Genomic DNA, 25568 nt, shown 5'->3' with positions numbered 1-25568 from the left:
TCCAGCAAATACTGGCCGGTAACACCGCGGACTGCACCACGCTGTCCGATCTGCTCAGGTGCATCGAGACCCGATACGGCAAAGCCAATCGAATTTGGGTCATGGACCGCGGCATTCCAACGGAAGGACGCGATGATCGATATGCGTCATCCGTTGGCGGTGCCTTCCTCTCTGTCGCTTGCCTGGCATCAACCCGCTTCCTGAAAACTCCTGTTCGTCATTTCATCCGCAGATTCGGTGTTGGCAATCCAGCGAGCGCGCATCGGCGCCAGCACGATTTTCGCCGTGATTCCAGCGAAAATCGCCACGAACGCTGAGCAGGTGAATACCAGATCCCAAGAGCCGCCGGACGATAGCACCGACGCGAAAGGCACGAGAAGCGAGGCGGTGCCTTTGGCCGTGTACAGCGTGCCGGCATTGGCTGCGGCGTACTTGCCGCCGAAGGTGTCAGCACACGTTGCAGGAAAGATCGAGAAGATTTCGCCCCAGAACAGGAAGATCAATGCGGCAAAGAAGACGAACGCATATGGATCGTGTCCAAACGATCTCATCCCCAGCAAGGCCAGCCCCTCGCCGACGAAAACCAGGAGCATGGTGTTTTCGCGGCCGATCCTGTCCGACAGTAAGCCGCACAGCGGGCGAGTCAGGCCGTTAAGCAGATTGTCGATCGACAGCGCCATCGTAAGAAGCGGCAGCGTGAAACCCGCCACCGATATCGGCAGTTTGGCAAAGCCGTAGCCCTTGGCTATCGGGCCAAGTTGCGCTGTTGCAATGATTCCGCCTGCTGCGACGAACACGAACATGAGATAGAGCACCCAGAACACCGGCGTTCTCACCATCTGCGGCGACGTATAGTCGACTTTGCTGGAAATGACGCGTTTGATCGAAGTCACGGCTACGGGCGGCTTGGGGCGAATGAGCGACAAGGCGAGCACGAGAATCGCTATCCCCTGGAACAGTCCGAAGAAGAGGAACGTGTGTTGATAGCCGGACGACTGGATCATGTTGGCGATCGGGATCACCGTCAACGCCGCCCCCGCGCCGAAGCCTGCTGCGGTCAGGCCGGCGGCCAGGCCGCGTTTATCCGGGAACCACTTCAACGAGTTGCCGACACACGTCCCATAGACGCAACCGGCACCAAGGCCCGCGATGACTGCCGCCGCGTAGAGTTCGGGCAGCGAGGACGCGAGGGAATCGATGATCCAGCTCAAGGCGACGCATACGGCGCCGCCCATCACCACCGGACGCGGCCCGAATCGGTCGACGAGCCATCCCTCGAGGGGCACGAGCCACGTTTCCACCAGGACGAAAATCGCAAACGCCGTTTGAATCTGCGCTCCGCTCCAGTGATTTTTCGTCTCCATAGGAACGACGAACAGCGTCCACGCGTACTGAAGGTTCGCGACGAGCGCCATGCAGACAATTCCAACAATCAGTTGAAACCAACGACTCCCTAGTTTCGAGCCAACGACGGCTGAGTTAGCAAATGCCACGACTCTTTCTCCTCGCAATGAACTACCATTCGGGCCGTCCCATATCATCGGCCACATTGTGATGCGCCACGAAGGGCGGCTTGTCGAGCGACGCCGACCAATACAGGAGTGACGATGTGCCGGTCGGCGCCAGGACAGGCGTTACAGCTTCGGCTCGTACACGCCCACCTTGTTACTCGCGTTCAGGTAGACAAAGAGGCGATGCATTTTCGTGTCGACTGCGAGCGTATGCGCATTCTTCTCGGCGGCGATGTAGTCGACGACCTGATTGGAATCGAGATCGACCACCTCGATGTTGCCCGTCTTGTCGCCCAGGAAAGCCCGGCGCATTTCGACATCGATGGCGGTCTGATCAACGGCCCCGGCGACAGGAATGGTCGTCACAAGCTTGCCGCTCGCGGCGTCGACAACGAGCATCTTCTTGTCACCTGTTCCGAAAATCAGGTGGTTGGTCTTGCTGTCGAATACGCCGCCTTTTGCGGCGCCCTTCACACCGAAATCCCAGACCGCCAGGATCGTGTTCGTGTTGGGGTCGATCACGTCGATGCTGCCGCCTACCGGCTGGTACAGGCGATCGGTGGACCGCACATACAACGCGACATCGGGCCCGTCCTTGGCATCCTCGGGTTTGAGCTTGAACACAGCCGAGCGGGCAAACGGAGCCTTGCTGTCGAAAACAGCCTCGTTGTTGCTGTCATCGTTGGCCACGAAGACCTTCCCGGTATGCGTATCGATGTTTACGCCGTCGGGCGTTTTTCCGCCGCTATCGACCACCGCCACCTTCTTGAACGTTTTCTTGTCGACGACGATCAGCTTGCCCGCGGTTGCCTCGGCGACGAACGCGTAATGTTTGTCGATGTCGATGCCGTTGCCCGAATCGACGCCCGTTATCGTGTTCTTGAGCGCGAGCGTTTTCGCATCGATCACCACCACGTTATGATCCGGTGATTGCGCAAGCCAGACTGTTTCGGTATCGGGGTCGTATGTGACCCAATCTCCATGGCCGCCCGTTGTGCCCGGCAAATCAATTGTCTTGATCAGCTGGTATTGGGGCGATTGCGCAGCGGCCACGGAAGAAAAAAGAGTGGTCATTGCTGCGCCAATTGCCAAAACCTTGAATTTGAATGCGGACGACATGCTTCCTCCAGTCGATGATTTGGATTTGAGTGAATAGTGGTTATGCTTGCGCATTTAGTGCGGCGGTTCAGGCCGCGGCTTTCAAGCAGCCGGCTAGCGGGTTTCGAAACCTTAGAACTTATGAACCATGCCGATCATCACCCCCACCTGATTCGGCGTGCCTGAACTCGAGGTTACGTCGCCGATGGAGCCGCCGGCGGATACGAGCGTTGTTCCGTCGCCGCTGAAGGTTGTGCCACTCGCATGTGAATAAGCCGCAGTGGCATAGAGTGTGGTGGTCTTGCTCAGACTGTATGCGGAACTTGCCGCCACGTTGTTATATGTCGCGGATGAGCCACCGTTCGACTTGGCATAAACATAGCCCAGCGACAGCAGCTCGGCCGGCGTGACCTGATAGGCCAATGACGCACCGGCAATGTTGAAAGTCTCAGTGCGGTTGAAAGCACCGAAGCTCATGTAGGGTTTGTATTGTGCGTTGCTGTAACGCACGTTGCCCGTCAGATTGCCCACGACATACTGCGCTGCGACTTGCACGATCTGACGGGACCCCACCATCGCCACCGCGTCGAAAAGCGGCGTGACGGCGTTGTTCTGCGTCAGATCGGCAGTGCCGGCGCCGGCCGGGCCGTCGTTCTTCGCAAAGAGATAGCCCGTGGCCAGGCTAAGGCCACCGTTGCTGTAAAGCGCCGCCGCAGAGTATGTGTGCCCTGAGGACACGCTGCCGGGCACGCCGCCGACCGCGTACATCAATTCATACTGAAATCCTGCATATGTGGGACTCGCATACTTGATCGCGTTGTCCACCCAGACGGTGCCGTCATTGTTGTCGGCATCCCCTGGTGTCGCGAACGCCGGACCATAGACGTCGGCCGTGATGGGCTGAACCAGATCTACCGTCGGATCGTATTGCCGCCCTAAGGTCACCGTGCCCAACTTGTCGCTCTGCAAGCCAACATAAGATTGACGACCGAATTCACGGCCGCCGTTCTGAAGGTGTCCGGAGGTGATGTCTACACCGCTTTCCAGATCGAACAGCGCCTTCAACCCTCCGCCGAGATCTTCATTGCCTCGCAAACCCCAAAAAGTCGACTGGAGATCGCCGTTTTGCATCTGGAATACCGAAGCGTGACCGGTATTGTTGAAATAGGCCAGAGCGACATCGATGGATCCGTAAAGCGTGACACTGCTTTGCGCATTTGCGTTTGAAGCGGCCACCAAAATAGCGATGACAGGTACATGAAGCTTTGGACTTCTCACATCGTCTCCTTGATTATCGATTTATTTTCCGAATTAATTTGATTCGATGTTTTTTAATCAAATTGAACGTTCGAATTAAGTGCCGCTCTGCGCGTTGATTTGCGCAATTCACTATTTCTCTTTCGACAACAAACAATATTGATGCGGGTTGATTACAGACAGTTAAATAAAGTTGTTCTAACGATAACCTATCATCTATAGCAGTAACAAATATGTAATATCGATTGAGGTATGAAAACCGTCCGAATGTAAGGTCTTGTAGGAGTTCCCTTCTTCCCTTGATCGCTGGGCGTCGCCCCCCTCCCGCTATGTCAAGCGGCGAGGACGACGCGTCGACAAGTCCGTATATCGGACCGGTGGGGCGGTAGAAACGTCCCGAACAAGCTTGCAGCATTCGGTCTTCGATCGACCCGGCGCCTTCTAAAAGGGGTCCTGGGATGCCGAAAAAAAGCGGTCAATCTGAAATATCAGATCAATAAAATTGTAATAAATTGGAGTAGGCCGACTTCCGCAAGAGCGGAGCGCCATCGGCGTGGACTAAGGGAATCTCCTTAGGATGGCTTGACGGGGAACCCACCGAACCCGGTGCCGCTGCGTCTTGCCTCGAACGAGTGAATCGCCGAACGACACACTGTGCGATTGACAGACGCCTGATGACTGACTCGAAACGCAAGCCATTGATTTTTTTAAGATGTATTGCGGAGAAGACTGCTACTTTTGCCGCGGCAGGCCTGGCTGTCGGTGTGAGCTGCCGTGGATCACCAGTGGGTGTCGCGGCTGCAGGAAGCGGGAGGCTCTGGGACAGTGCGTGGGGGCGTGCAGGCGTCAGCGGCGCTGGTTATTTTTCGTGTGTGGAAGATGACACAAATGTAATCCCGACGTCATCTTCCGCTAAGGCCGTTGATCTATTCTTGAATGCACTCACAAGAAGAAGGAGTCAAGGATTATGAAATCCGTTTTTCAGATCATCGTTGCCGTCTCACTCGCGGCGCCTGTCATTTCGTTCGCGCAACAAGCCAATACACCTGTCACCCGCGCGCAGGTGCGCCAAGAGTTGGCGCAGCTCGTTAAAGCCGGCTACAACCCGGCAAAACGTGACATCGGCAAATATCCTGCCGATCTCCAGGCTGCCCAGGCCAGCATTGCAGCGCAACACGGAACAGCGGGGGGCGCGAAGCCGGACGCGTCCAAGTAGGCGTTGACCATTCAGGGACGTTTGAACCGAATGGCCTTTCTGGGGGGATCGACCTTTTGGTGCTAAATGTGGCGGTTGCTGGCGGGAAAGCGGTTGCCGCACAGACAGGCTCTTGGTTAACTGTGGCACTCCTACGGGCGAATTTCGGTGTAAACCTGATTCTCACTTTCTCCCTGGTTTCGCTGGAGTCCTTTCGCATTGGCAGGGTCTGATTGCTCATGGGGGGCACTCGGCACTCGCTTTCCCTCCAACGGCGTCCGGCTTGCTCGATCGAGCCGGAACGGCCGCTTTTGAACGTGGTGGAGACTTCCGCAGAAACTGGCCGAAGGGCTGGAACGGGTCGGTTTCTGCCGACCGCGTCGGGCGGCAGTCGGCCAAAAGCGGAACGGGCAGCAGCGAAATTCGGCGCAACAAAACGGCCATTCAATGCGGCGAGCAAGCAGCGTGGCCTCGATTAGTGCCTGTCGGCGATTGTTGATCAGTCGATCCAGTACCGCTACAGGAGATCTACGAGCGCTGGATTGCCAAGTTCGACAAGCCGCACATCGAGGCGCTCTCAGACCTGAAAAAACGCTTGGAGAAAGGCAATGACTAGATCGATCTTTGTTTACGTGACCTACATCCGCACCACGCCGGAGAAGTTGTGGTCTGCACTGACCGACGTGGAGTTCATGAAGCAGTACTGGTTCGGCATGCATTGCGAAAGCCAGTGGACCGCAGGATCCGCGTGGAAGTTGGTGTCCGGCGACGGTCAGATCTTCGACGCCGGCGAAATCGTCGAGGCGGTGCCGCCACGGCGCTTGGTGATCCGCTGGCAGCATCAGAACAAGCCCGAGCTCAAGGCCGAAGGCGAGTCGCAATGCGCGATGGAACTGGAGTCCAGTGGAACGGCGGTCAAGCTCTCCATCACACACACCATCGAGCGCGAACCCTCGAAACTCATCGAGGCGGTGTCCGGCGGCTGGCCGAAAATAATCTCCAACCTCAAGTCCCTGCTGGAGACCGGATCCATCGTTCTGGACGACCCCTACCCCATCGAGAGCGCGCACTCCGGAAAGGAGTAACCATGGGCGTTGTGGCTCTCCAAGAGGGCGGCCAGGTGAAGGCCGTCTCTAAGGGCCTGCAGACCTCGCCAGATGGTCGATCAAGGGCGCGAACTGGACGCCGTTTTTCGCGCCCTTGCACATGGAGCTCGACGTCAAAAGCCGCGCAGAGTTTGCTCGCAGGGAACTCACTGGGGGCGAGTTAGCGCAGCGCTAAAAATGTCGCTGGCCGCCGTCTCGAAACGTCTTGAGCTACTCGAATACGCGGGCTTAGTTCATCGAATGGTGGATCAAACCGCGGAGCAGCCCGAACGCGCTGACCTCGATCACGCGCACAACAGATTAGAGGCACCCCCGGCGGCGCCTCTTCTCTGTGTCGAACTCTTTGGTTGTCAGCTTACCCTCCCCACCCTCGTACTTCGCAATATAGCCATCGCCGAAGCGGCCAGTGGCGAACGGCAGTGAAGGGTGCTGCCGGTCATAACAGGCAGCAGGTGGTCAGCACCACCCAGTCGAAAACATGGTTGCCCCGCAAGCCGCCGTGAGCGGCGGCACAGACAGCGCCGTCCGTGCGTCGCGCAGAGCCAGGCAGCGTGCTACTCGAATGTGATGAGACTTTCCGGCGAAGGGGGCAGCGGCACTACGCTTACCTTTGAAAACCCTGCTTCGCTGCCTATCTCCTCGAACTCGCGCACAGTGTACGCATCACCTCGTGGTGTGGACGCAAGCATCACGAAGGAGAACGCAGCGGCGAACGGGGGCGACACGCGATCCGCATTAGGAACGAAATCCACCGCGAGTATTCGCCCTCCGGGGCTGAGGCTCCTGCGTACCTTCGAGAGCAGTTCTACGCAGGTTGGCCGATCGAAGTGGTGCAGGAAATTCGTGATCAGCGCGAGATCGAAATTCGTTCCCCATTCGACTTCAAACGCGCTGCCCGCGATCGTGTGATGGCGCGCGCTCACACCGGCCGCCGCAGCATTTTCCTTCGCGACCTCCAGTACCGCTTGCCAGTCGGTCGCCACGACTTGTGCGCCGGGGACGGCCTTGGCGATCGCGATTCCGAATACCCCGTGCCCGGCGGCAATATCGAGCACGCGCTTCGGTGCTTGCGGCCATGTGCTCACTTGTTGAGCTATGTTCTGTGCGGTTGGCGCCACAAAAGGCACCATCGCGCGCGCGAATTTCACCCAGACGGGGTGGTCCGGGGCCATGTTGCCCAGCCCTACAGATCCGCCGTTGCGAACGAACGCAACCGGATCGTCCAGCCACAGTGCCATCATTTCAGGGGCCGCAAGAAAATCGACGACGCTTCCCATCCAGGCCGGAGAGGAAGTCGTAAGGAACGCGGAAGTCGAGGGTGTCAATCGATAGCATCCCGTCTCTTTCTGCAGAAACCCCTGCACGGTCAGGTAATCGCACAGCATGCGCACACCGCGCTCGGAGGCCTGCACGCGGCTCGATATGCGCGAGAGCTCGCCATTTTCATTCTCGATCGCGGTGAACAGATCGAGCGCTACTGCGGCTTTCACCGCAGCGGTCTTCTGAAATCCGCTTACGGCATCTATGAAGGCTTGCGGAGAGACGTCATCCATGATCAAAGTCCTTTCGCGAAATATCCTGCGAGCAGAATTCAGACCGCGTCTTTTCCGGCGAAAGATCGTGGATCGGCGCTCGGCTCTTCCGCCTGAGCAGGCTGGCTAGGGTGCGGTTGCCTATGATAGGCCGATAGCCGCCCAATTGCTTCAAGGGTGGGGCCTCTGGTCGCAGCAGGTCGCAAGCGGGGGCGATTTCCGAAGTGCGCCGTGGGACTGGGTTCGGCCGATAGTGTTGAAATCTATGGTCACCCCCCTTTTTGCAACACTATCGGCCATCACCGGCCGCTCGCTCGGGCGCTCCGACGGACATTCAAGCGGCGGCTCTGCGCAAGACAGCGGACCTTGGTCCTCGAAACCGGCGTCTGGCTGGAGATCACGTCGCGGCTGTTCGGGGGTAAAAGCGCCGCGGCGACACGATGCTGGGTGTCGCCCGGCGTGTGCATCGTGACCTCGCACGGGCGTTCAAGTCGGCCCGCATTGAGGGAGCGGTCAGTTCAGCGGCCAGCAGCTGGGTGCCAATCATGCCCTGTAGGTTGCCATACCCAAATTAAAGGTGTTGAAATGAATGCGAGATTCAAGGCCTACCATACGGGCCGGTCGCCCGACTGGCAGGCTACGGACTACCGGATGCGGTCGGATTTGGATGGGAACGGAAGGCGATTTTCTTCGACGCATCCTGTCCGTCAGCATGCGGCCCGCGCGTCATTGTGATGGCGGCCCGATGTAATTCGTCCGCCTCAACCCCATGACGGAGGCTCATATGCAATACCTATTGATGATCTATTCGGAAGAAAATCGCTGGAACCAGATGACCGACAGTGAACGGCAGCAAGGGGTCGCCGCGTATCAGGCGTACTCGGAAGCGTTGACAAAGGCGGAGGCGCTGGTGGGCGGCAACCGGCTGCAGCACACGAACACGGCCACCACGGTGCGGCTCGTCGACGGCAAGCCGCAGGTGCTTGACGGACCGTATTCCGATTCGAAGGAGCAACTCGCCGGCTATTTCCTGATCGACGTGCCCAACCTGGACGCGGCGATCGCGTGGGCCTCGCGTTGTCCCGGCGCGGGGCACGGCATCATGGAAGTGCGCCCGGTCTGGACAGCTCCCTACAATGAGCCATCTGCCGCATGAGTCTGTCCGGCGGCGATCGTGACGCTGACGGCGCCGCGCATTCGATTGCGGAGGCGGTCGCTCGTCGCAGCTACGGCAAGCTCGTCGCGCTGCTGGCGATGCGCACGCGCGACGTTGCAGCGGCCGAGGACGCGCTAGCCGACGCGTTTGCGGCCGCGCTCGCGGACTGGCCGGAGCGCGGCTGCCCCGCGAATCCCGAGGCGTGGCTGATGACGGTTGCGCGCCGCCGGGCAATCGACGGCGCGCGCCATCGCTGGGTCGGCGATGAAGTGGCGAACCAGCTCGCGATCCTCGCCGACGAGATCGACGAGCGTGAAGCAGGCGCGTTGCCCGACAGGCGTCTTGCGCTGCTGTTCGCGTGCACACACCCTGCGCTCGAGGCTGCGATTCGCACGCCGCTGATGCTGCAGGTGGTGCTGGGGCTCGAAGCGAAGACGATCGCATCCGCGTTCCTGATGTCGCCCGCCGCGATGAGCAAGCGCCTCGTGCGGGCGAAGAACAAGATCCGCGACGCGGGCATTCCGTTCAGCGTGCCCGAGCGCGAGGAGTTGCCCGGCCGTCTCGCTTCGGTGCTGGAAGCGGTCTACGCGGCATATGCGCAAGGGTGGACTGACCCCGTCGGCGGCGATTCCGTGCGGCGCGATCTCGCCGGCGAGGCGCTGTTTCTTGCGCAACTGCTCGTCGAGCTGCTGCCCGATGAGCCAGAGACGCTTGGTCTGCTCGCACTGATGCTGTATGCGCAGGCGCGGCGCGATGCGCGACGCGATGCGGCCGGCGAATACGTGCCGCTGTCGGCTCAGGATCCGGCGACATGGGACGCACCGATGATCGACGCAGCCGACGCACTGCTGAGGCGCGCGAGCGCATTCAACGCAATCGGGCGCTTTCAGCTCGAGGCCGCGCTGCAGTCTGCGCACGTGCACCGCTGCCGGACGCATCACCCGAACTGGGACGAGATAGTGCGGCTCTACGATGCGCTGCTCGCGATCGCGGCGTCGCCGGTGGTCGCGGTGAACCGCGCGATCGCGCTGGCGGAACGCGACGGCCCGCAGGCGGCACTCGACGCGCTCGCGCTGTATGCGGACGATCCGCGGCTAGCCGACTATCAGCCGTACTGGGCCGCGCGCGCCGATCTGCTCGCGCGTGCTGGTGCGACGGCCGAAGCGCTCGGCGCGTACGATCTCGCGATTGGCCTGGAACCCGATCCGGCCGTACGCCGGTTCCTGCAGCGAAAGCGCATGGAGCTGTCCCCGGCGAGTAGCTAGAAAGCGCCTTGCGTTTGTCACGCGAGGGCGGCTCCTCTCGCATTACCCAGTGCCCGGTGTCAAAGGCAAGCACCTGACAGCCCGGTCGTGCGCCCAAATCTCTGGCCCATTGTGGCGAATGGAACATGAAGGGTTTGCGCGATCCGCAGATGAACAGCATCGGGCAGCGAGGCACATCTTCCGCCTTCCTCGACCAAAACGGCGCCGGACCCGGCGAAGTCGGGTCCGTGATGTTGGCAAACATTCCGGAAATGGTCGAGATGCATTTCTCGGCAATCGCAGGAGGCCGTGTCCTCCATACGATCAACACACGACTGGATGCGCCGGCGATTCGTTTTCAGCTGGAACATGCGGAGTCCAAAGTACTGGTCTATGACCGGGAGTACACCGAGGTAGTAGGGGCAGCGCTCGCAGGCATGGACGCGCCGCCGTTGGCGATTGAGGTCATCGACAGCGCCGTGCGCTACCCCGCTTGCGAGGCACTTGAGGTCGTCGACAAAGAACTGAAATCCGTGCCGTGGGACGGCAATACGATAGATGAGGTCGTGGTGCGTGGCAACACGGTCATGCGCGGGTACCTGAAGAACGAGACTGCGACGGAGGAAGCGTTTCGCGGCGGTTGGTTTCACACGGGCGACCTTGCCGTGCGTGACCCGGACGGTTAGATCGCGATTCGCGATCGGACCAAGGACATGATCAATTCGGGTGGAGAAAAGATTTCCTCGATCGAGGTGGAGGAGGTGCTCTTGTCGCACCGATCCATCCTCGAGGTCGCCGTGGTTGCCGGTCCGGATCCCCGATGGGGGGAGGCACCATGGGCGTTCATCAATGTAAAGCCCGGGCATGCTCTGACTGAAGAAGATATGATTCTCTACTGTCGCGCGAAACTGGCGAAATTCAAAGTGCCCAAGCGCGTCATCTTCACGACATTCGAACGCACGGAGACTGGAAAGGTGCAGAAGTTCAAGCTGCGTGAATTTGCCAGGAGGGCTGCCGCCGAAGCGTGCTGCGGAGCAGCTTCGCCTGCCCGTGCCAACAGTCACGCGGATGATTCCCTTACTTGACGGAGCTTGCCAGGGCTCTGTCAAGTTGACGAGCGTAGCCGACCTACTTAAATCTCGGCGCTCCGCCGAGATCACTATTGATGAGATCTAACATGACGCGCTCGAATGCTTTAAGTATGATGCCGGTTCCTCCCGTGGCTGCCCGCGTCGGCGACACGCTCGACATCGTCGCAACGCCCTCGCTGACCGTCGATCTCGACGCATTCGACGCAAACCTCGCAGCGATGGCCAAATTTGCTGCTCGACACGGCGTCGCGCTGCGGCCACATGCAAAAGCCCACAAGTCCAGCGCGATCGCGCGGCGCCAGGTCGAGGCGGGCGCCGTGGGCGTATGCTGTCAGAAGCTATCAGAAGCGTATCCGTTCGCGGCGGCAGGCATCTCTAGCATTCATATCAGCAACGAGTTCGTCGGCGTCGACAAGCTTGCGATGGCCGTCGAACTTGCGTCGCATGTGCGCTTATCGGTATGCGTCGATTCCCTGCCGCAGGTTACGGCGTTGGGCGAGGCGGCGTCGCGCGCCGGCGTGAGCATCGACGTGCTTGCCGAAATCGACGCGGGTCAACATCGTTGTGGCGTAACCAGCGAAGGCGCCTTGCTTACGCTCGTGGATGGGATCGCGGCCCAAAGCGCACTGCGTTTCACGGGGATTCAAGCTTATCAGGGCGGCTTGCAGCACATCGTCGAATACGCTGCGCGCAAAGCCGAAGCCGAGCGCACGGCTGAATGCGTCGCGCGTTACCTGCGCGCCCTGGAAGCGCGCGGCTTGCGCTGCGGCATTGTCACGGGCAGCGGCACGGGAACGGTCGAATTCGACGCGACATCCGGCGTCTTCACCGAGTTGCAGCCGGGCTCATATCTCTTTATGGACGGCGACTACGGCGATAACGAGTGGACCGGCGCGCTGCGCTGGCACCATAGCCTGTTCGTGCTGTCGACCGTGATGAGCGCGATGCGGCCCGGCGCGGCCGTATGTGATGTCGGGCTCAAGGGGTTGGCCGTGGATTCGGGTTTGCCGCGCAGCGTGAAGTGGCTCGACGGTTCGAGCGATCTCACCTTGCGGTACGTGTCCGCCAACGACGAGCACGGCATGCTTGAAGCGCAAAACGCGCCCGACGCGGACACGTCGCAGGTGATCGGCAAACGACTGTGCCTGCCGCCTGGACACTGCGACCCCACCGCCAATCTCTACGATGAGTACGTGTGTCATCGCAATGGTCGCGTCGAAGAGATCTGGCCTATCGACGCGCGCGGCCTGTCACGCTAAACGTCAGGTCGGGAGGGCCGAGACCGGCTCACGGGATAGCGATCGGAGCTGAGACGCTTCTGCGTTGAACGCCGGGTACTTGACGTACTCGATGGTCGACATCGTCGCCGGTTCGTCACCGCGCGTCTCCTGTTCACTGTAGCTCTCTTGCGAGCCCGTTTGACCTCGTCACAGTGCAGTTAGATTGAAGTTGCGGCGATAAAAGAATGGCGTAGGTCGTCGCGTTACGCTTTCTACCTTGCTCGCGTGCCGTTCGTGAAGTAGATTTTTCTGATGAGGTCCGTCAGGCGGGAGGGACTGCCATGGAACTGAGCGTTGAACGTGTCGATGTTTGGGCAGCTACCATCGACGACAAACCGGGCGGCCTTGCGAAAGTATTAAGCGTCTTGCGGGATGCTGGTGCCGACTTGCAGTTCATCGTGGCACGTCGCACGCCGGAGACATCGGGCAAGGGGGTCGTGTTTGTCGCTCCGCTACAGGGAGACAGTGCGATCCGTGCCGCCACACAGGTGGGGTTCAGCGTCACCCCGAGCCTTCACTCCGTCCGTGTAATGGGTCTGGACCAACTGGGCATCATCGCACAATTGACCCAGATGTTGGCAGACGGGGAAATCAACCTCCGCGGCGTCTCGGCCGCTGTACTTGGCACGCAGTTCATTGCATATATCGCGGTCGACTCGTTGGGCGATGCCGAAAAGGCGATTGACATTCTACAAAGGGCCTGAAGCGCCCGTACCGGACTGCGAACCCGCTTGGTTCTTCCTGGCGAGGCAACGGGGCCACTCTGTCTGACACGACTGCCGTAGACCCTATCAAATCCGTTGCGACAAAGGCGAGCGGCCATTTGAATGGCGAACGACGCACCGGGCATGGCGGCGAATCCCGACGCCGGGAGGAGGTCGAGAGTGATGAAGACACCGACGACCAGAAGGCGGGTATTTTGGGCGCTCTCGCTCTGCATTATTGTGACGTGCACGGCAGTTGGCGGTGCATTGCTGTTCGAGCTGTCGGTGATTGGCTATGCCGTGAGCGATTTCCGCCGGGACGAGGCAACAGCGCAAGCAGGCATCGCGCGTGGCGAGCCGGCTACGCTCGAGGCGCGCCTCAATCCGCCCTATCTGAAGCAATACGGGTTGGACCGCAACCTGTACAAGGACATTCACGGAAACTTTTCGCCCACAGGCGCTGATTGGCGGCAATGGGGATTGCGAACCAAGGCCGCAGCTACTGTGATGTGGCTGGGTCACGATCCACCGGGAACCTGGTGGACCTTCGCTCAGATCAAGTGCGTTGACCGTTTTCCTCAAGCTCACGCCGACAGCGAGCCGATCGTCGATGTTGCCGACGCTTGCCTCGGTGAACCGCATTGATCGACGCACGGGCAGTCTGGGCGGTGCCGCCTTCGCCGCTTGCGCGCTATCCCAGCAGGCGCGAGTCTCTTGTGCGCGAAACCCGCCGCCTTTCGGCCTTCATGCGAATCAAGCGATCAGCCGCCAGCACATCCGCTTCAGGTCGGGCAGCGTCCCTTGTTCTGGGCGCGGATGCGGCGAAAGTCTCAACGATCGTAAGTTGTCTCGATCGTTCGATCGTCCTCGCCGGACATCGGGCCGAAGCGCGCCGATCAGAATGTTCAAGGGAGCCGATTGACATCGACCACCGTTCTTCCCCGCACTTGACCGGCGAGAATTTGCTCAGCGGCCGCAAAGACGTCGCCCAAGCCGATGACCGTGGTTATCGCGTCGAGCTTGCGGGCATCGAAGTCACTGGCGAGTGCATTCCAGGCACGCTCGCGTCGCTCCATCGGGCACATCACGGAATCGATGCCGACGAGCTTCACGCCTCGCAAAATGAAGGGCGCTACGCTCCCCGGGAAATCCATTCCCTGAGCCAGGCCACAGGCGGTCACGACACCGCCGTATCGGGTCTGAGCACAGGCATTTGCGAGTGTATGTGAGCCGACCGAGTCGATAACTGCCGCCCACCGCTCTTTTTGCAGGGGCTTGCCTGGTGTCGCGAGAGTCGCCCGGTCCAGAACCTCCGCTGCACCTAGCGAGAGAAGGTAGTCCGCCTCATGCAGCTTTCCTGTTGCTGCCACGACCCGATAGCCCCAGGAACTCAGAATGGCGACAGCAACGCTGCCGACGCCGCCGCTCGCGCCGGTGACGAGGATATCGCCGGACGTCTGCGTCACGCCTTCGTTACGCAGGGCGAGGCAACAAAGCATGGCCGTGAACCCGGCCGTTCCGACAGACATGGCGTCTGCGGTGCTGAAAGAGCCCGGCAGCGCGACGAGCCAGTCGGCTTTGAGCCTGGCGCGTTGGGCGAGACAGCCCCAGTGCGTCTCCCCAAGGCCCCAGCCAGTGACGACGACACGGTCGCCTGCCTTCCATTTGGGGTCGGACGACGACTCAACGATGCCGGCGCCGTCAACGCCGGCGACCATCGGCCACACTCGCACAACCGGACTGCGGTTGGCAATCGCCAGGCCGTCCTTGTAATTGATGCCGGAGTGTTCGATGCGCACCACAACCTCGCCCTCGGATAGCGGGTTGCGCTCGAGGACATCGTCTTCGAGATGCTTCAGTTCCGCGGAGAACGGGTCACCGTCTTTGTTCAGGTAGACAGCAGTAAAGGACATGTCGGCCTCCAGATAGAAGCTGCCACGGACGCGCCTGACCGGTGCACCCGAGAGCACGATGCTTGTAGGGTCATTGCTTCGCTCGCGGAAACGACGTCAGGCGAGTGTGGCGATTATGAGTGATCTGCTGTAGGAAATCTGGACAGCAATGAATGTTAGTGTTTCGACGCGCGTTTCTCTTTGAGGGAGGTGGCGATGAAACGCAAACCGTACTCGGTGGAGCAGATCGTAACCGCGCATCGCGTCCGGCGTGTTTCAATGCTTGCGATGTCGAAAGAAATCGCGAGCGATTGTACAGAAGCACCGTTGGACGTGCTGCGAAGTGCATCTCCGTTCTGTCCGGCGGACAGTCGATCCAACCTGAACCGACCGGAGGGCTGTCATGAAGCGTTTTTTTGTCGCGAGCATGCTGGCCGCTTTCAGCGTGGCGTCCCATGCTCAGGAAGCGTCCTCGGCAGCAGCGCCTGAAATACGGAATTGGTTCAACGATCCTTTCTTCACGCTGTCGCAAGACTTCGCGGGTTGCCCGGTGCCGCTCGGTCCGTTCACGGGCCGCGCCGAAATGGAAGACGACGCGCACTACCGTGTCGAGCGCGGCACGACATGCTGGCTCGCGCACAAATGCACGAAACCGAATTCGTATCTGTACGACGCGCCGATCGCCGACGCAGTGCGCGCACGCTTCGCAGGCGACCCGACGCTGCATGGCACGAGCATGTGGATCACCGTGCAGCGGCGTTTCATCTACGCGGACGGCTGCGTGCCGGCGGCGTTCGACCGCGACGCGCTCGAACGGCAGCTCGAGGCCATTCCTGATGTCGAGCAGGTCTTCATTCGCCTGAGCACCGATCCGCGCGCGCCTCTGCCTTATAAGCCATTTCCCGCGCAGAAGTAACGGCAATTCACTCACGCATGGCATACTCCGGCAGACGAAAAAAAGAGTGCCGATGGGGTAATTCGATGAAACGCACGCAATTTATTACGGTCCGCTTGAACGTCGCATTGCGCACGATGGCGGCTGTCGCATTCGCGGCGGCGCTCGGCGGCTGCGGCGGCAGCGCGCCGCTCTTTACCGGCGACGGCCGGCCGACGACGCAAGTCCAATGTCCGGCCGCCGGCCCGTCGGATACCTGTGTGCAGAATGCGCGCGGAATATGTCAGGGCGATATCGATGTGATCCAGCAATCGAGCGGTGGCGGCGTGCGCAATCTGCTGTTTGCGTGCCGGGCGAAATAGCGCGCAATTTTGCGCAACGTGTGGACTGGAAAGGCATGTCCTAAATTCGTTAAGCCGGCGAACCACATTTAACGGATGCATAAAATTTTCATCTTGTTTCGCCAATAATCGACTAAAAGTCCGTCCTGCCGGCATCGCCGGCAGGACGCCAAACGTCGAGGCAGCATGTGCAATCCGGGGGCGGTAAATGGGTCATTGCCAGGTCGAACAAGATCTCGAACATTTGGAGCGGATCGTCGCGCGCATTTCCGCCGGCGACCGGATTCCGCTGTCGTATTGGCGCAAGCGCGTGAATGCCGTTTTAGCGGCGGCGCGCTTGCCTTCGCAAGTAGAGCGCGCAAAGAAATTAGTCAACGCGTTGGATTTGCTGGAGTTGAGCGCTCAATAAATAGTATTCAGTTCCGCTAAGTGCACATTAGCCGGCATTGGGATTGGCGCGCCTTGCCGGGCCGCGGCGCATCCGAGCCGGCACGCGCGGGTCGTTTCGCGCCCGTGCGGCACTTTTTGTTCATGGAGCGGTCACATTGCTGTAACCGATAACGATGGGAGGCAAATGCTCGATGGCAACCTACAAACAGCTCACTCTGCAACTCGAAAAGCTTCAAGTTCAGGTCTCGGCGGCCCGCGAGAAGGAAATAGAGGCCACAATTGCGCAGATCAAAGAAAAGATTGCGGAATATGGCATTACTGCCGAGGAACTTGGCTTCTCCAGCAAACGTCCGGCTGCGCGCAAAACCGCGTTGCCGGCTAAATACCGCAATCCGAAGACTGGCCAGACTTGGAGCGGGCGCGGCCGTGTGCCGGCATGGATCGGCAAAAATCGCGAACGTTTTTTGATCGAAGGCTGACCGCAATGCGGCCAAAGCCGCCAAAGCCGCTTTAGCGGCGAAAGGCAATGAACGATGCCGGTGCGACAGGCTAACCGCCAGTCACACCGGCATCGTTCATTTGCGTGGATTATTCCGAATTGCCTCAGGCAGAAAAGCCATTACAGTAAGGAATTGCGTCTAAACGCGATTCATCGATTCCGTACGGGCACGCCATGCTTCCTGTCTTCAGCGCTTCTCATCGCCTGCATCACGGCATTGAACTCAAAGACGGCCGGATCGCGCCGTCGTTCGAGGCGCCGAGCCGCGCCGACACGGTGCTCGAACGCGTGCGCGTCATGCAGCTCGGCGACGTGGAAGGTGGCTGCCTGGTCGACGAAATCGGCGTCAACGCGGTGAACGTGCTGCTCGGGTATGAGGGACGCGGTTGATCGCCGCTCGCGCCCGGCTCCCGAATCGGCTCACCTTTGATGTGATGGCGCGGCCGAGTGAGCGCGCTGGAGAGGTGCGGATCACCGGTTCGGCAAGCGTTGACGACTGCGTTTAACGCGTCGCGACGATGGATGCGGCGACGCGCCCGAGGTCTATCGACCGCGCCGCGACGCTTTCCATGCGACTCACAAAAAGCCTTGTCCGACAGGGGTTTTCGGCACATTGGCGGTGCGCTGCGTGCCGTGGCCCGTGTGGCGGGCGGCGACGCGAACCACGGGCTCTTGTCGCAACCGGCTCGGAAATCCGATCCGCCAACGGTGCGCCATCGAGGCCTGACGTCCGTCACCGATTGCCTCTTGTGAGCAACGTCGCCGCCGCTCCCGAATATCCTCACCTTTGCCCCGCCGCAGCGGCTTCCGCCCGTTAAAACTCCGTAAAAACCCGAACTTGAGCCGGCCTCATACCCCAGATCAAAAAACATCGCTTCATACGCTATTCGGCCCGATAGCACAATCGTTCCACCTCCCCAACCTCCAACGGGTTCACACATGAGCGCAGCAACGGACAAGCAACTCTTTATCGGCGAAGGCTTCGAAGGCCCGGGCGTCAATCTCGCCCACATCAACGTGCTGGCCGGTCCGCGCAACGGCCCCGCGGGTCAGGCGTTCGCGACGGCGCTTGCGACGCCGTCCGCGGGCCACGCGCCGTTCGTCGTCATCGCGCGCCCGGGTGTGCCGACCAAGCCGCTCACGCTCTATGTGAACAAGGCGCAGATCGTAGGCGATTTCCACGGCAACGCGACTTGGGGCGCATCGCAGGCGGGCATCGCGAAGGCGGTGGCCGAGTCGCTCGAAAACGGCACGCTGCCGCCCGAAGCGGAAAACGACTGGGTCGTCGTGTCGGCGAACTGGGTCAACCCGCAGACCGACGATCTCGACGCCGTCTTCGAGAACAACTACCGCGCTTGCAAGAACGCGATGCTCGCGGCGATGAAGGGCCTGCCGCACAAAGAGGAAGTGTTCGCGGCGGCGCGCGAAGTCTCGAACCCGTTCTATACGCCCAAACAACGCTAATACTTAAAACGGACATTGCGCTGCGGCTTGTGCGTCACTAGAACCGCCGCCGCCTTGTCTTAGGACTTAGGAGACAAATATGGAATACGTCCGCCTCGGACAATCCGGTCTGAAGGTTTCGCGCCTGTGCCTCGGCACGATGAACATGGGCACGCCGCAGTGGAAGCCCTGGATTTTCGACGAAGCGCAAAGCGAGCCGATCGTGCGCCACGCGCTCGAAGCCGGCGTGAACTTCATCGACCTCGCCGATTTCTATTCGACCGGCGTGGGCGAGGAAGTGGTCGGCCGCATCCTGAAACGCCTCGCGCGGCGCGAAGAGATCGTCGTGACGACCAAGGTCGGCTACGACATGGGCGCTTACCAGAACGCCGGCGGCCATTCGCGCAAGCACGTGATGGACGGCATCGACGGTTCGTTGAAGCGCCTCGATATGGATTACGTCGACATCTTCATGCTGCACTTCTTCGACGTGAACACGCCCGTTGAAGAAACGATGGGCGCGCTGAACGACATCGTGCGTGCGGGCAAGGCTCGCTATATCGGCGTATCGACGATGTACACGTGGCAGCTCGCGAAGATCATGCAGGTCTGCGATCGCAACGGCTGGGCCAAGCCGGTCAACATGCAGCTGCAGCTGAACGTCGCGTATCGCGAAGAAGAGCGCGAGATGATCCCGTACTGCCTCGATCAAGGGATCGGCGTATCGGTGTTCAGCCCGCTCGCACGCGGCCTCTTGACCTCCGATCCGAACTCCACGCGCAATCAGACCGACTTATTCACCGCGCAAATGTACGGCGACAAAGCGTCGCTCGAGATCGCGGCTTCGGTCGCCCGTGTCGCGAAGCGGCGCGGCGTGACCCCGGCGCAGATCGCGCAGGCGTGGGTGCTGAGTCATCACGGCGTATCGAGCATGCTGGTCGGCGCCGATTCGGCCGCGCAATTCGACAGCGCGCTCGCCGCACTGGAGACGAAGCTCGACGCCGACGAGCTGGTTGAGCTGGAACGCAATTACACGCCGTGCGATCTGATCAACGACTACACGGCAGGCAAGCGCATCGCCCGCGAAGCGCGTCCCGCGCAAGGCGTGTTTGCCGGCAACCTGGAAAAAGCAGCATGAGCGAGTTTCTTCGTACCGGACACTACATCAACGGCGAATGGCATCCGGCCAAGGGCGAGGGCGACGACACCTACGCGGTGCGCAACCCGGCCACGGGCGAAGTCATCACCTACGTGGCGAAGGCCGGCGCAGCCGAAACTTCGCAGGCGATCGCCGCCGCGGAACGCGCGTTCCCCGCATGGCGCAAGCTGACCGCGAAGGAACGCGGCGCGCGCGTGAAGCGCTGGGGCGAGCTGATGCTCGAACACCGCGAAGCGCTCGCCGAGCTGATGGTGCGCGAGCAGGGCAAGCCGCTCGCCGAAGCGCGCGGCGAAGTCGGCTACGCGGCGAGCTTCCTCGAATGGTTCGCCGAAGAAGCGAAGCGCATGTATGGCGACGTGATTCCGAGCCCGCGGCCCGATTCGAAGATCGTCGTCACGCGTGAGCCGATCGGCGTCGTCGCCGCGATCACGCCGTGGAATTTCCCGCTTGCGATGATCACGCGCAAGGCCGGCCCCGCGCTCGCGGCCGGCTGCACGATGGTGCTCAAGCCCTCCGAGGAAACGCCGCTGTCCGCGTTTGCGCTCGCCGTGCTGGCCGAGCAAGCGGGCATTCCGGCCGGCGTGTTCAACATCGTGTCCGGCGATGCGGTGGCGATCGGCGGCGTGCTGACGGCGTCGCCCGTCGTGCGCAAGCTGTCGTTCACGGGCTCGACGCGCGTCGGCAAACTGCTCGCGAAGCAATCGGCGGATACGCTCAAGAAGCTCTCGCTCGAGCTCGGCGGCAACGCGCCGTTCATCGTGTTCGACGATGCCGACATCGACGCCGCCGTGCAAGGCGCGATCGCGTCGAAGTTCCGCAATACAGGGCAGACCTGCGTGTGCGTGAACCGCTTCTACGTGCAGGACGGCATCTACGACGCGTTCATGCAGGCGCTCACCGCCGCCGTGAAGAAGATGCGCGTCGGCAACGGCTTCGAAGGCGACGTCGAGCAGGGGCCCCTCATCAACGAAGCGGCGCTCTCCAAGGTGGAGCGTCATGTCGAAGATGCGCTGCAAAAAGGCGCGCAAGTGCTGACGGGCGGCAAGCGCCACGCGCTGGGCGGCACGTTCTACGAACCGACGGTGCTCGCGAATGCGTCGAAGTCGATGCTGCTCGCCGAAGAAGAGACGTTCGGCCCGGTCGCCGCGGCGTTCCGCTTCAAGACCGAAGAGGAAGCGATCGCGGCTGCCAACGACACGCCGTTCGGCTTGTCCGCGTATTTCTATACGCGCGACCTGGGCCGCGCGTGGCGCGTCGGCGAGGCGCTCGAAAGCGGCATGGTCGGCATCAACGAAGGCATCATCTCGACCGAAGTCGCGCCGTTCGGCGGCGTCAAGGAATCGGGCCTGGGCCGTGAAGGCTCGAAGTACGGCCTCGATGAATACGTGGAGCTCAAGTACATGATGATGGGCGGTCTCGGCCGCTGACGCACCAAGCGTCTTGGCCCGCGTCGCGCAAGCGCTTGGCGCGGCGCGGGCCATTGATGAGCCGCACTGCTGCGCCTATCCCCCCAATTGGCGGGCCTCGACACCCAACAACGCACGGACATGCGCGGCCGTGCCGGTGGCCAGGCCGTCCAGACTGTAGCCCCCTTCGAGAATCGAGACGATGCGCCCCTCGCACGTCGCATCGGCAATACGCATCAGCTCACGGGTAATCCAATGGAAATCGTCGTCCTCGAGGTTCAAGCCTGCGAGCGGATCCAGGCGGTGCGCGTCGAAGCCGGCCGAAATGACGATGAGTTGGGGGTTGAAGTGGCGTATCGCCGGCAACATGCCGGCTTCTATCCGAGCACGGAAGCGCGCCGAATCACAGCCACGGGGCAACGTGACATTGACGATATTGTGGTTCACGCCGGTCTCGGACGGGGTGCCCGTGCCGGGATAAAAAGGCGACTGGTGGCTGGAAGCGTAAAACAGCTCCGGCCGGTCGAAAAAAGCTGCCTGGGTACCGTTGCCATGATGGACGTCGAAGTCGACGACCGCGACGCGCTCCAGCTTGTGTACTTTGTAAGCGTAGGCTGCAGCGATCGCTGCCTGATTGAAGATGCAAAAGCCCATTGCCCTGGCTGGCTCGGCGTGGTGACCACACGGGCGGGTGGCACAAAACACGTTGCGTGCTTGCCGATTCATCACCGCGTCGACGCCGGCACAAGCCGCTCCGACGCAGCGCATCACGGCTTCCCACGAGCCGGGCGACATCACCGTGTCGCCGGCGTCGAGCGCCAGATAGCCGTCCTGAGGGGCGATGTCCGCGACCTCATCGACAAAGGCCCGGTCGTGGATCAATTGCACTTGGTCGACTGTGCCCATCGGCGCATCGCGCCATTCCAAGGACGAGAATTCCGGCGACCGCAACGCGCGCAGCACGACGTTCAGACGTTCCGGCGACTCCGGATGGCTAGGGCCGGGGCGATGCTCCAGACACGCAGCATGGGAATAAACAAGAGTACTCGACATTTGCTGATGCGCGGCACAACCCGCAGCTTCCTTATAAGAGCATGGTCAAGGGCATCAGGAGCCCGCACAGCTTGGGTTTCCAGCCGATGCAGCGAAGTAGTCGATCGACATCTTGAACAGGCCCACTGCTGCGCTCATGGCCGCACGCGGATAAGTCAGGCACGCGCGCACTTGCTCGCTGCGGCTTTGCCCATACAGGCACCAAGCACAGAAGTGCTCGCAGTTATTGGTGAAGAGCCTGTATCGATTCTCGCCAAGGCGCGAGCGCGCCCGTTCTACAATTTGCCGGTCGGCGTAACCCGGACGATCGCCCGGCTCGATCCAGACTTCGTGCCCCGCGGCGAAGCATGCAATCGTCACTTCCTCGACAGGTCCGCGATGCAAAGACCGGGCAAGACCGGCGTAATGCACGACCTTGCCTTTGCCGACATAGATGCCGTGGTGACTGTATGCGCGGCGAGGTGTCACGAGATGTGCGCCGAGAGCCGGTTCGCTGCCAACTCCGAGATGCCACCGCACCTGCATCGCCGCAGGAGTGCGCGAGGCGATAGTGGCATGTCCCATGATCCGACTCCCAACTGCTAACTGTACGAGCCAAGCATAGGACCGGATATACATTCACGATAGTTAAACATTTTTTTGTATACCATAGGGTTTTAGTTATGGATAGCCGTATGGCTCGCGCGTCCATTTCCGCACCACCCCTCACGCATGCCCGCGAAACAACGCACACAACCTAAACGCGTCCTCAGAAAGCGGAATCTGTTTCGCGCGGCAATAGCGGGCGGTAAGTTTCAGGAGTTCCTTGATGTCGCGTCCACTCGCTTTCGGATACGCGCTCGTCAGTGCTTCGATCAGATCATCGGTGAGGTCCGCGCCGAACTGCTCCGCCAGCAGCTTCCACAGCCGGAACGCGTCCGGCTTGGGCGGCGTTTCGTACTGGACCTTTGCAATGCAGCGCGACAGGATCGCGTCGTCGACATCGTCGATGCGATTGGTCGTCATGAACAGTAGGCCATTGAAATACTCGAGCGTGCGCAGGAATTCCGCGACGATCGCGTTGTGCTCGAGATCGTTACCTCGACGACGGATGTAGACGTCGGCCTCGTCCAGCAGCAGGATCGCGTCCCAACGCACCGCGCGCAGCAGAATGCCGGACAGCATCGCGCCGACCGACGCCGCCGTCGTCCCGAGCTGCCCCGAATGCACGCGGTACAGCGGCTTGCCGACAACTTCCGAATAGACCTCGGCGGTCAGCGTTTTGCCGAGCCCGGGCGCCCCCTGGCACAGGATCGTCGTGCCGCCCGACTTGCCCGGCACGAAGTCCTGCACGAACACGTTCATTTTCGACGTGAGGATGTCGATCAGATCGCGATGATGATTGGGGAGGACCAGCTTGTCGCGCAGTTCGGGCTGGTATCGATACTCGGTCATGTGCTGTACGTGCACCCAGACGTTCCGGTGCCACTCCAGATGAAACAGGCACACGTAGCAATGCAGCGGAATCTTTTCGAAACCCGCCGTCACGCCCGCCCCGCGCCAGAAATCGGCGTCGCTCATCATTTCGAAGCGGCGTTCCAGCGTCTCTTCGTCGTTGACGCACTTCGCGCTCGCGCCGTCGACGATCCGCATCAACTCGGCGACGCCCTTCGCATCGACGGTGAAAGCCGCCTGCCTGACGACGAACTGCGCGCCAAAGCGCGGCTGAAACTTAAGGAAGCGCTGCGCGTGCTGCTCGTATTCGCGCTTGAATTCCGCGCACTCCTTGTAAAACCCGAACTCGGCCAGCAGTTCCGGGATCGTGCGGTTGACAATGTCATGACGGTTGATCACGAGCGACGTCGTCATGCCCGAGCGGCGCATGTGATGGTCGGTCAGCTCTGAATTGGCTGACTGCATCGTATTCGCCAGCATGTCGACGACGACGTACGGCATGCCCTGATCGGGCTCGACGTAACGCAGCCGATGCACGAGCCACGGCAGCAGCGTGCCATCCTTGGCGCGGCGGTACAGCCAGCCATCGATCGCCTCGCGCGACAGATACGCGACGAGGCCCGGCACAAGCTGATCCAGCGACGGAATCGTGCGTGCCTGCGGTGCGTTGTAGATGTTGTCGAGCGCAAGCATCTGGAACATCAGCGCGCGCTCATTATTCGCCTTGCTCAGCGAATACAGCGTATTCAGCGACTTGGAATCGAACAGCTTGCTCGACACCAGCATTTTGCCGTGACACAAACCGTGCTCATTCAGTTGTCTTGCGAGCGGTGATTCGGATTCGATCATCGCGAGCAGGGGGTGAACCAGTGATTCCGGTATTTCAAAGTCCATCAACACACTCCCGTCTGATGGTCGTCCGGCAACCCGGCCGACAACGACCTGCACGCTATTTGAGGAAGAATTGGATTGCCATGCCTACGATGACCGGCTGGATCGCATGCAAACCGTTGAATTCGATGTATTGCACGTCGTAGCCGGCCGCCTTCAGCTTTGTTGCGTTCGCGCGGCCGCTGGTTTCGATAGGCAGTCGTTCGTCGTTTAAGCCGTGCGCAATGAACACCTTCGGCGCGCCTTCCTGCGTGAAGATCGACATGAAGCCGCCGGAAAATGCGATCACGTGGCTCGCGATGTCGCCGTTCGTAATGCCGATCGACAGCGCATAACTCGCGCCGTCCGAGAACCCGGCAAATGCCAGGCGGTCGCGATCGATCCGGTAGCGGGAAGTGACCTCGATGAGCGCACGATGCAGCCGATCGAGGTCTGGGCCGCTGCCGCCAACCACGATGTCCCAGGTCGGATACATCGAATGCGGCGCGAGGATCAGGAACTTGTCGCGCTCAGCGTGTTCTTCGATGAAAGGCAGAACCTTCTCCGGAAAGCCGCCCGCGCCATGGAACATCACGAAAAGCGGTACCGGCCCAAGTGTGCCGAGCCCGGTCGGCACGAACAGCACCGAGTCGCGCTCGTCAGCGATGCCCAGACGGTTGCGGCCTGGGGGCAATGGGTCTTTTGCCGGCTCAGCGGGGGTGAACGAAAGACGGCCAAACAGCGAAGGATCGAACATTGCGGAACCTGGGACGAAGTTGCGACTCGCAGAGTAATAAACCTTCCTGCCACCGGCCGACTACAAGCTGTTCAGGCCGTCCAATGCCTTGCTCATGGCGATTCCTTTCCGAAATTGGACGCTCTTGTAAGAAGATGCTTCATATTCTGATATGTAATATATCAGAACCAGTGTGTTTCGATTCACGAGCCGTGACAATCAGAAGCACACATCGAATGCGGCCAACATCACAGCGTTTTCTGCCTTTACGAAGCG

Annotated in this window: 26 protein-coding genes; 17 read left to right on the top strand and 9 right to left on the bottom strand. The window is 60.7% G+C overall.

Annotation, left to right across the window (positions count from 1 at the left end; genetic code table 11):
• Positions 1-188: 188 nt before the first annotated feature.
• From oxlT to J3489_RS08390, 3 genes are all read right to left on the bottom strand, one after another.
• Positions 189-1550, bottom strand: a complete 1362-nt coding sequence (oxlT, locus tag J3489_RS08400) for an oxalate/formate MFS antiporter (RefSeq protein WP_255554994.1) — start codon at positions 1548-1550, stop codon at positions 189-191.
• Between the two features lie 84 nt (positions 1551-1634).
• A complete protein-coding gene (locus J3489_RS08395; protein ID WP_206997232.1) occupies positions 1635-2585 on the bottom strand; it encodes a YncE family protein in 951 nt (316 codons plus the stop codon).
• A gap of 156 nt (positions 2586-2741) precedes the next feature.
• Positions 2742-3887 (bottom strand): porin, encoded by a 1146-nt coding sequence (locus tag J3489_RS08390; RefSeq protein ID WP_206997231.1) that lies wholly within the window; start codon positions 3885-3887, stop codon positions 2742-2744.
• Between the two features lie 946 nt (positions 3888-4833).
• Here J3489_RS08390 and J3489_RS08385 point away from each other — a divergent pair.
• Both J3489_RS08385 and J3489_RS08380 read left to right on the top strand, forming a co-directional pair.
• Positions 4834-5082: a DUF4148 domain-containing protein gene (locus J3489_RS08385; protein WP_206997230.1), complete on the top strand. Its 249-nt coding sequence runs from the start codon at positions 4834-4836 to the stop codon at positions 5080-5082.
• Between the two features lie 587 nt (positions 5083-5669).
• A complete protein-coding gene (locus J3489_RS08380; protein ID WP_206997229.1) occupies positions 5670-6146 on the top strand; it encodes an SRPBCC family protein in 477 nt (158 codons plus the stop codon).
• A 575-nt stretch (positions 6147-6721) separates the two neighbouring features.
• Here J3489_RS08380 and J3489_RS08375 read toward each other — a convergent pair.
• Entirely contained in the window at positions 6722-7720 is a 999-nt protein-coding gene (locus J3489_RS08375; RefSeq protein ID WP_206997228.1) for a class I SAM-dependent methyltransferase, read from the bottom strand.
• A gap of 763 nt (positions 7721-8483) precedes the next feature.
• Here J3489_RS08375 and J3489_RS08370 point away from each other — a divergent pair.
• The 7 genes from J3489_RS08370 to J3489_RS08340 all read left to right on the top strand — a co-directional run bounded on the left by J3489_RS08370 (position 8484) and on the right by J3489_RS08340 (position 13819).
• Positions 8484-8855 carry a YciI family protein gene (locus J3489_RS08370; RefSeq protein ID WP_206997227.1) on the top strand — a complete coding sequence of 124 codons (372 nt, stop codon included), beginning with the start codon at positions 8484-8486 and terminating at the stop codon, positions 8853-8855.
• Entirely contained in the window at positions 8852-10120 is a 1269-nt protein-coding gene (locus J3489_RS08365) for an RNA polymerase sigma factor (protein WP_206997226.1), read from the top strand. Before J3489_RS08370 ends, J3489_RS08365 begins: the two co-directional genes overlap by 4 nt.
• 125 nt (positions 10121-10245) lie before the next feature.
• Positions 10246-10785 (top strand): AMP-binding protein, encoded by a 540-nt coding sequence (locus J3489_RS08360; protein WP_206997225.1) that lies wholly within the window; start codon positions 10246-10248, stop codon positions 10783-10785.
• A gap of 27 nt (positions 10786-10812) precedes the next feature.
• Complete coding sequence (locus J3489_RS08355) at positions 10813-11184, top strand: AMP-binding enzyme (protein ID WP_206997224.1); 372 nt, start codon at positions 10813-10815, stop codon at positions 11182-11184.
• Between the two features lie 116 nt (positions 11185-11300).
• Positions 11301-12449: a DSD1 family PLP-dependent enzyme gene (locus tag J3489_RS08350; RefSeq protein ID WP_206997272.1), complete on the top strand. Its 1149-nt coding sequence runs from the start codon at positions 11301-11303 to the stop codon at positions 12447-12449.
• 302 nt (positions 12450-12751) lie between these two features.
• Positions 12752-13174 (top strand): ACT domain-containing protein, encoded by a 423-nt coding sequence (locus tag J3489_RS08345; protein ID WP_206997223.1) that lies wholly within the window; start codon positions 12752-12754, stop codon positions 13172-13174.
• A 183-nt stretch (positions 13175-13357) separates the two neighbouring features.
• On the top strand, positions 13358-13819 hold the full coding sequence (locus J3489_RS08340) for a hypothetical protein (RefSeq protein WP_206997222.1): 462 nt from the start codon (positions 13358-13360) through the stop codon (positions 13817-13819).
• Between the two features lie 260 nt (positions 13820-14079).
• Here J3489_RS08340 and acuI read toward each other — a convergent pair whose 3' ends face one another.
• On the bottom strand, positions 14080-15087 hold the full coding sequence (gene acuI / locus J3489_RS08335; protein ID WP_206997221.1) for an acrylyl-CoA reductase (NADPH): 1008 nt from the start codon (positions 15085-15087) through the stop codon (positions 14080-14082).
• Positions 15088-15469: 382 nt separating this feature from the next.
• On the opposite strand from acuI, the gene J3489_RS08330 reads away from it, so the two are divergent.
• From J3489_RS08330 to J3489_RS08295, 8 genes are all read left to right on the top strand, one after another.
• Positions 15470-15982, top strand: coding sequence for a BON domain-containing protein (locus tag J3489_RS08330; RefSeq protein WP_206997220.1), 513 nt, complete (start codon positions 15470-15472; stop codon positions 15980-15982).
• A 116-nt stretch (positions 15983-16098) separates the two neighbouring features.
• Complete coding sequence (locus J3489_RS08325) at positions 16099-16323, top strand: hypothetical protein (protein ID WP_374193441.1); 225 nt, start codon at positions 16099-16101, stop codon at positions 16321-16323.
• A gap of 223 nt (positions 16324-16546) precedes the next feature.
• The gene (locus J3489_RS08320; RefSeq protein WP_374193438.1) at positions 16547-16711 is read left to right on the top strand and encodes a hypothetical protein; all 165 of its coding nucleotides are present in this window, start codon (positions 16547-16549) and stop codon (positions 16709-16711) included.
• Positions 16712-16883: 172 nt separating this feature from the next.
• Complete coding sequence (locus tag J3489_RS08315) at positions 16884-17171, top strand: H-NS histone family protein (RefSeq protein ID WP_206997217.1); 288 nt, start codon at positions 16884-16886, stop codon at positions 17169-17171.
• 194 nt (positions 17172-17365) lie between these two features.
• Positions 17366-17581 (top strand): hypothetical protein, encoded by a 216-nt coding sequence (locus J3489_RS08310; RefSeq protein WP_206997216.1) that lies wholly within the window; start codon positions 17366-17368, stop codon positions 17579-17581.
• 549 nt (positions 17582-18130) lie between these two features.
• Positions 18131-18655 (top strand): formaldehyde-activating enzyme, encoded by a 525-nt coding sequence (fae, locus tag J3489_RS08305; RefSeq protein WP_206997215.1) that lies wholly within the window; start codon positions 18131-18133, stop codon positions 18653-18655.
• A gap of 79 nt (positions 18656-18734) precedes the next feature.
• Positions 18735-19772: an aldo/keto reductase gene (locus J3489_RS08300; RefSeq protein ID WP_206997214.1), complete on the top strand. Its 1038-nt coding sequence runs from the start codon at positions 18735-18737 to the stop codon at positions 19770-19772.
• Positions 19769-21220 (top strand): NAD-dependent succinate-semialdehyde dehydrogenase, encoded by a 1452-nt coding sequence (locus J3489_RS08295; RefSeq protein WP_206997213.1) that lies wholly within the window; start codon positions 19769-19771, stop codon positions 21218-21220. The genes J3489_RS08300 and J3489_RS08295 overlap by 4 nt, the downstream gene beginning before the upstream one ends.
• 75 nt (positions 21221-21295) lie before the next feature.
• Here the strand turns inward: J3489_RS08295 and J3489_RS08290 are convergent, their stop codons facing one another.
• The 4 genes from J3489_RS08290 to J3489_RS08275 form a co-directional block, all read right to left on the bottom strand.
• On the bottom strand, positions 21296-22252 hold the full coding sequence (locus J3489_RS08290) for a histone deacetylase family protein (RefSeq protein ID WP_206997212.1): 957 nt from the start codon (positions 22250-22252) through the stop codon (positions 21296-21298).
• Between the two features lie 54 nt (positions 22253-22306).
• Positions 22307-22816 carry a lecithin retinol acyltransferase family protein gene (locus J3489_RS08285; RefSeq protein WP_206997211.1) on the bottom strand — a complete coding sequence of 170 codons (510 nt, stop codon included), beginning with the start codon at positions 22814-22816 and terminating at the stop codon, positions 22307-22309.
• Positions 22817-22957: 141 nt separating this feature from the next.
• The gene (locus J3489_RS08280; RefSeq protein WP_206997210.1) at positions 22958-24580 is read right to left on the bottom strand and encodes an ATP-binding protein; all 1623 of its coding nucleotides are present in this window, start codon (positions 24578-24580) and stop codon (positions 22958-22960) included.
• A gap of 55 nt (positions 24581-24635) precedes the next feature.
• Positions 24636-25313, bottom strand: coding sequence for an alpha/beta hydrolase (locus J3489_RS08275; protein WP_206997209.1), 678 nt, complete (start codon positions 25311-25313; stop codon positions 24636-24638).
• Positions 25314-25568: the final 255 nt, after the last annotated feature.

It is taken from the genome of Trinickia mobilis, assembly GCF_017315705.1.
Classification (GTDB): domain Bacteria; phylum Pseudomonadota; class Gammaproteobacteria; order Burkholderiales; family Burkholderiaceae; genus Trinickia_A; species Trinickia_A mobilis.
The sequence above is the reverse complement of the archived record's forward strand: the minus strand, read 5'-3'. Positions and strand labels throughout refer to the sequence as shown.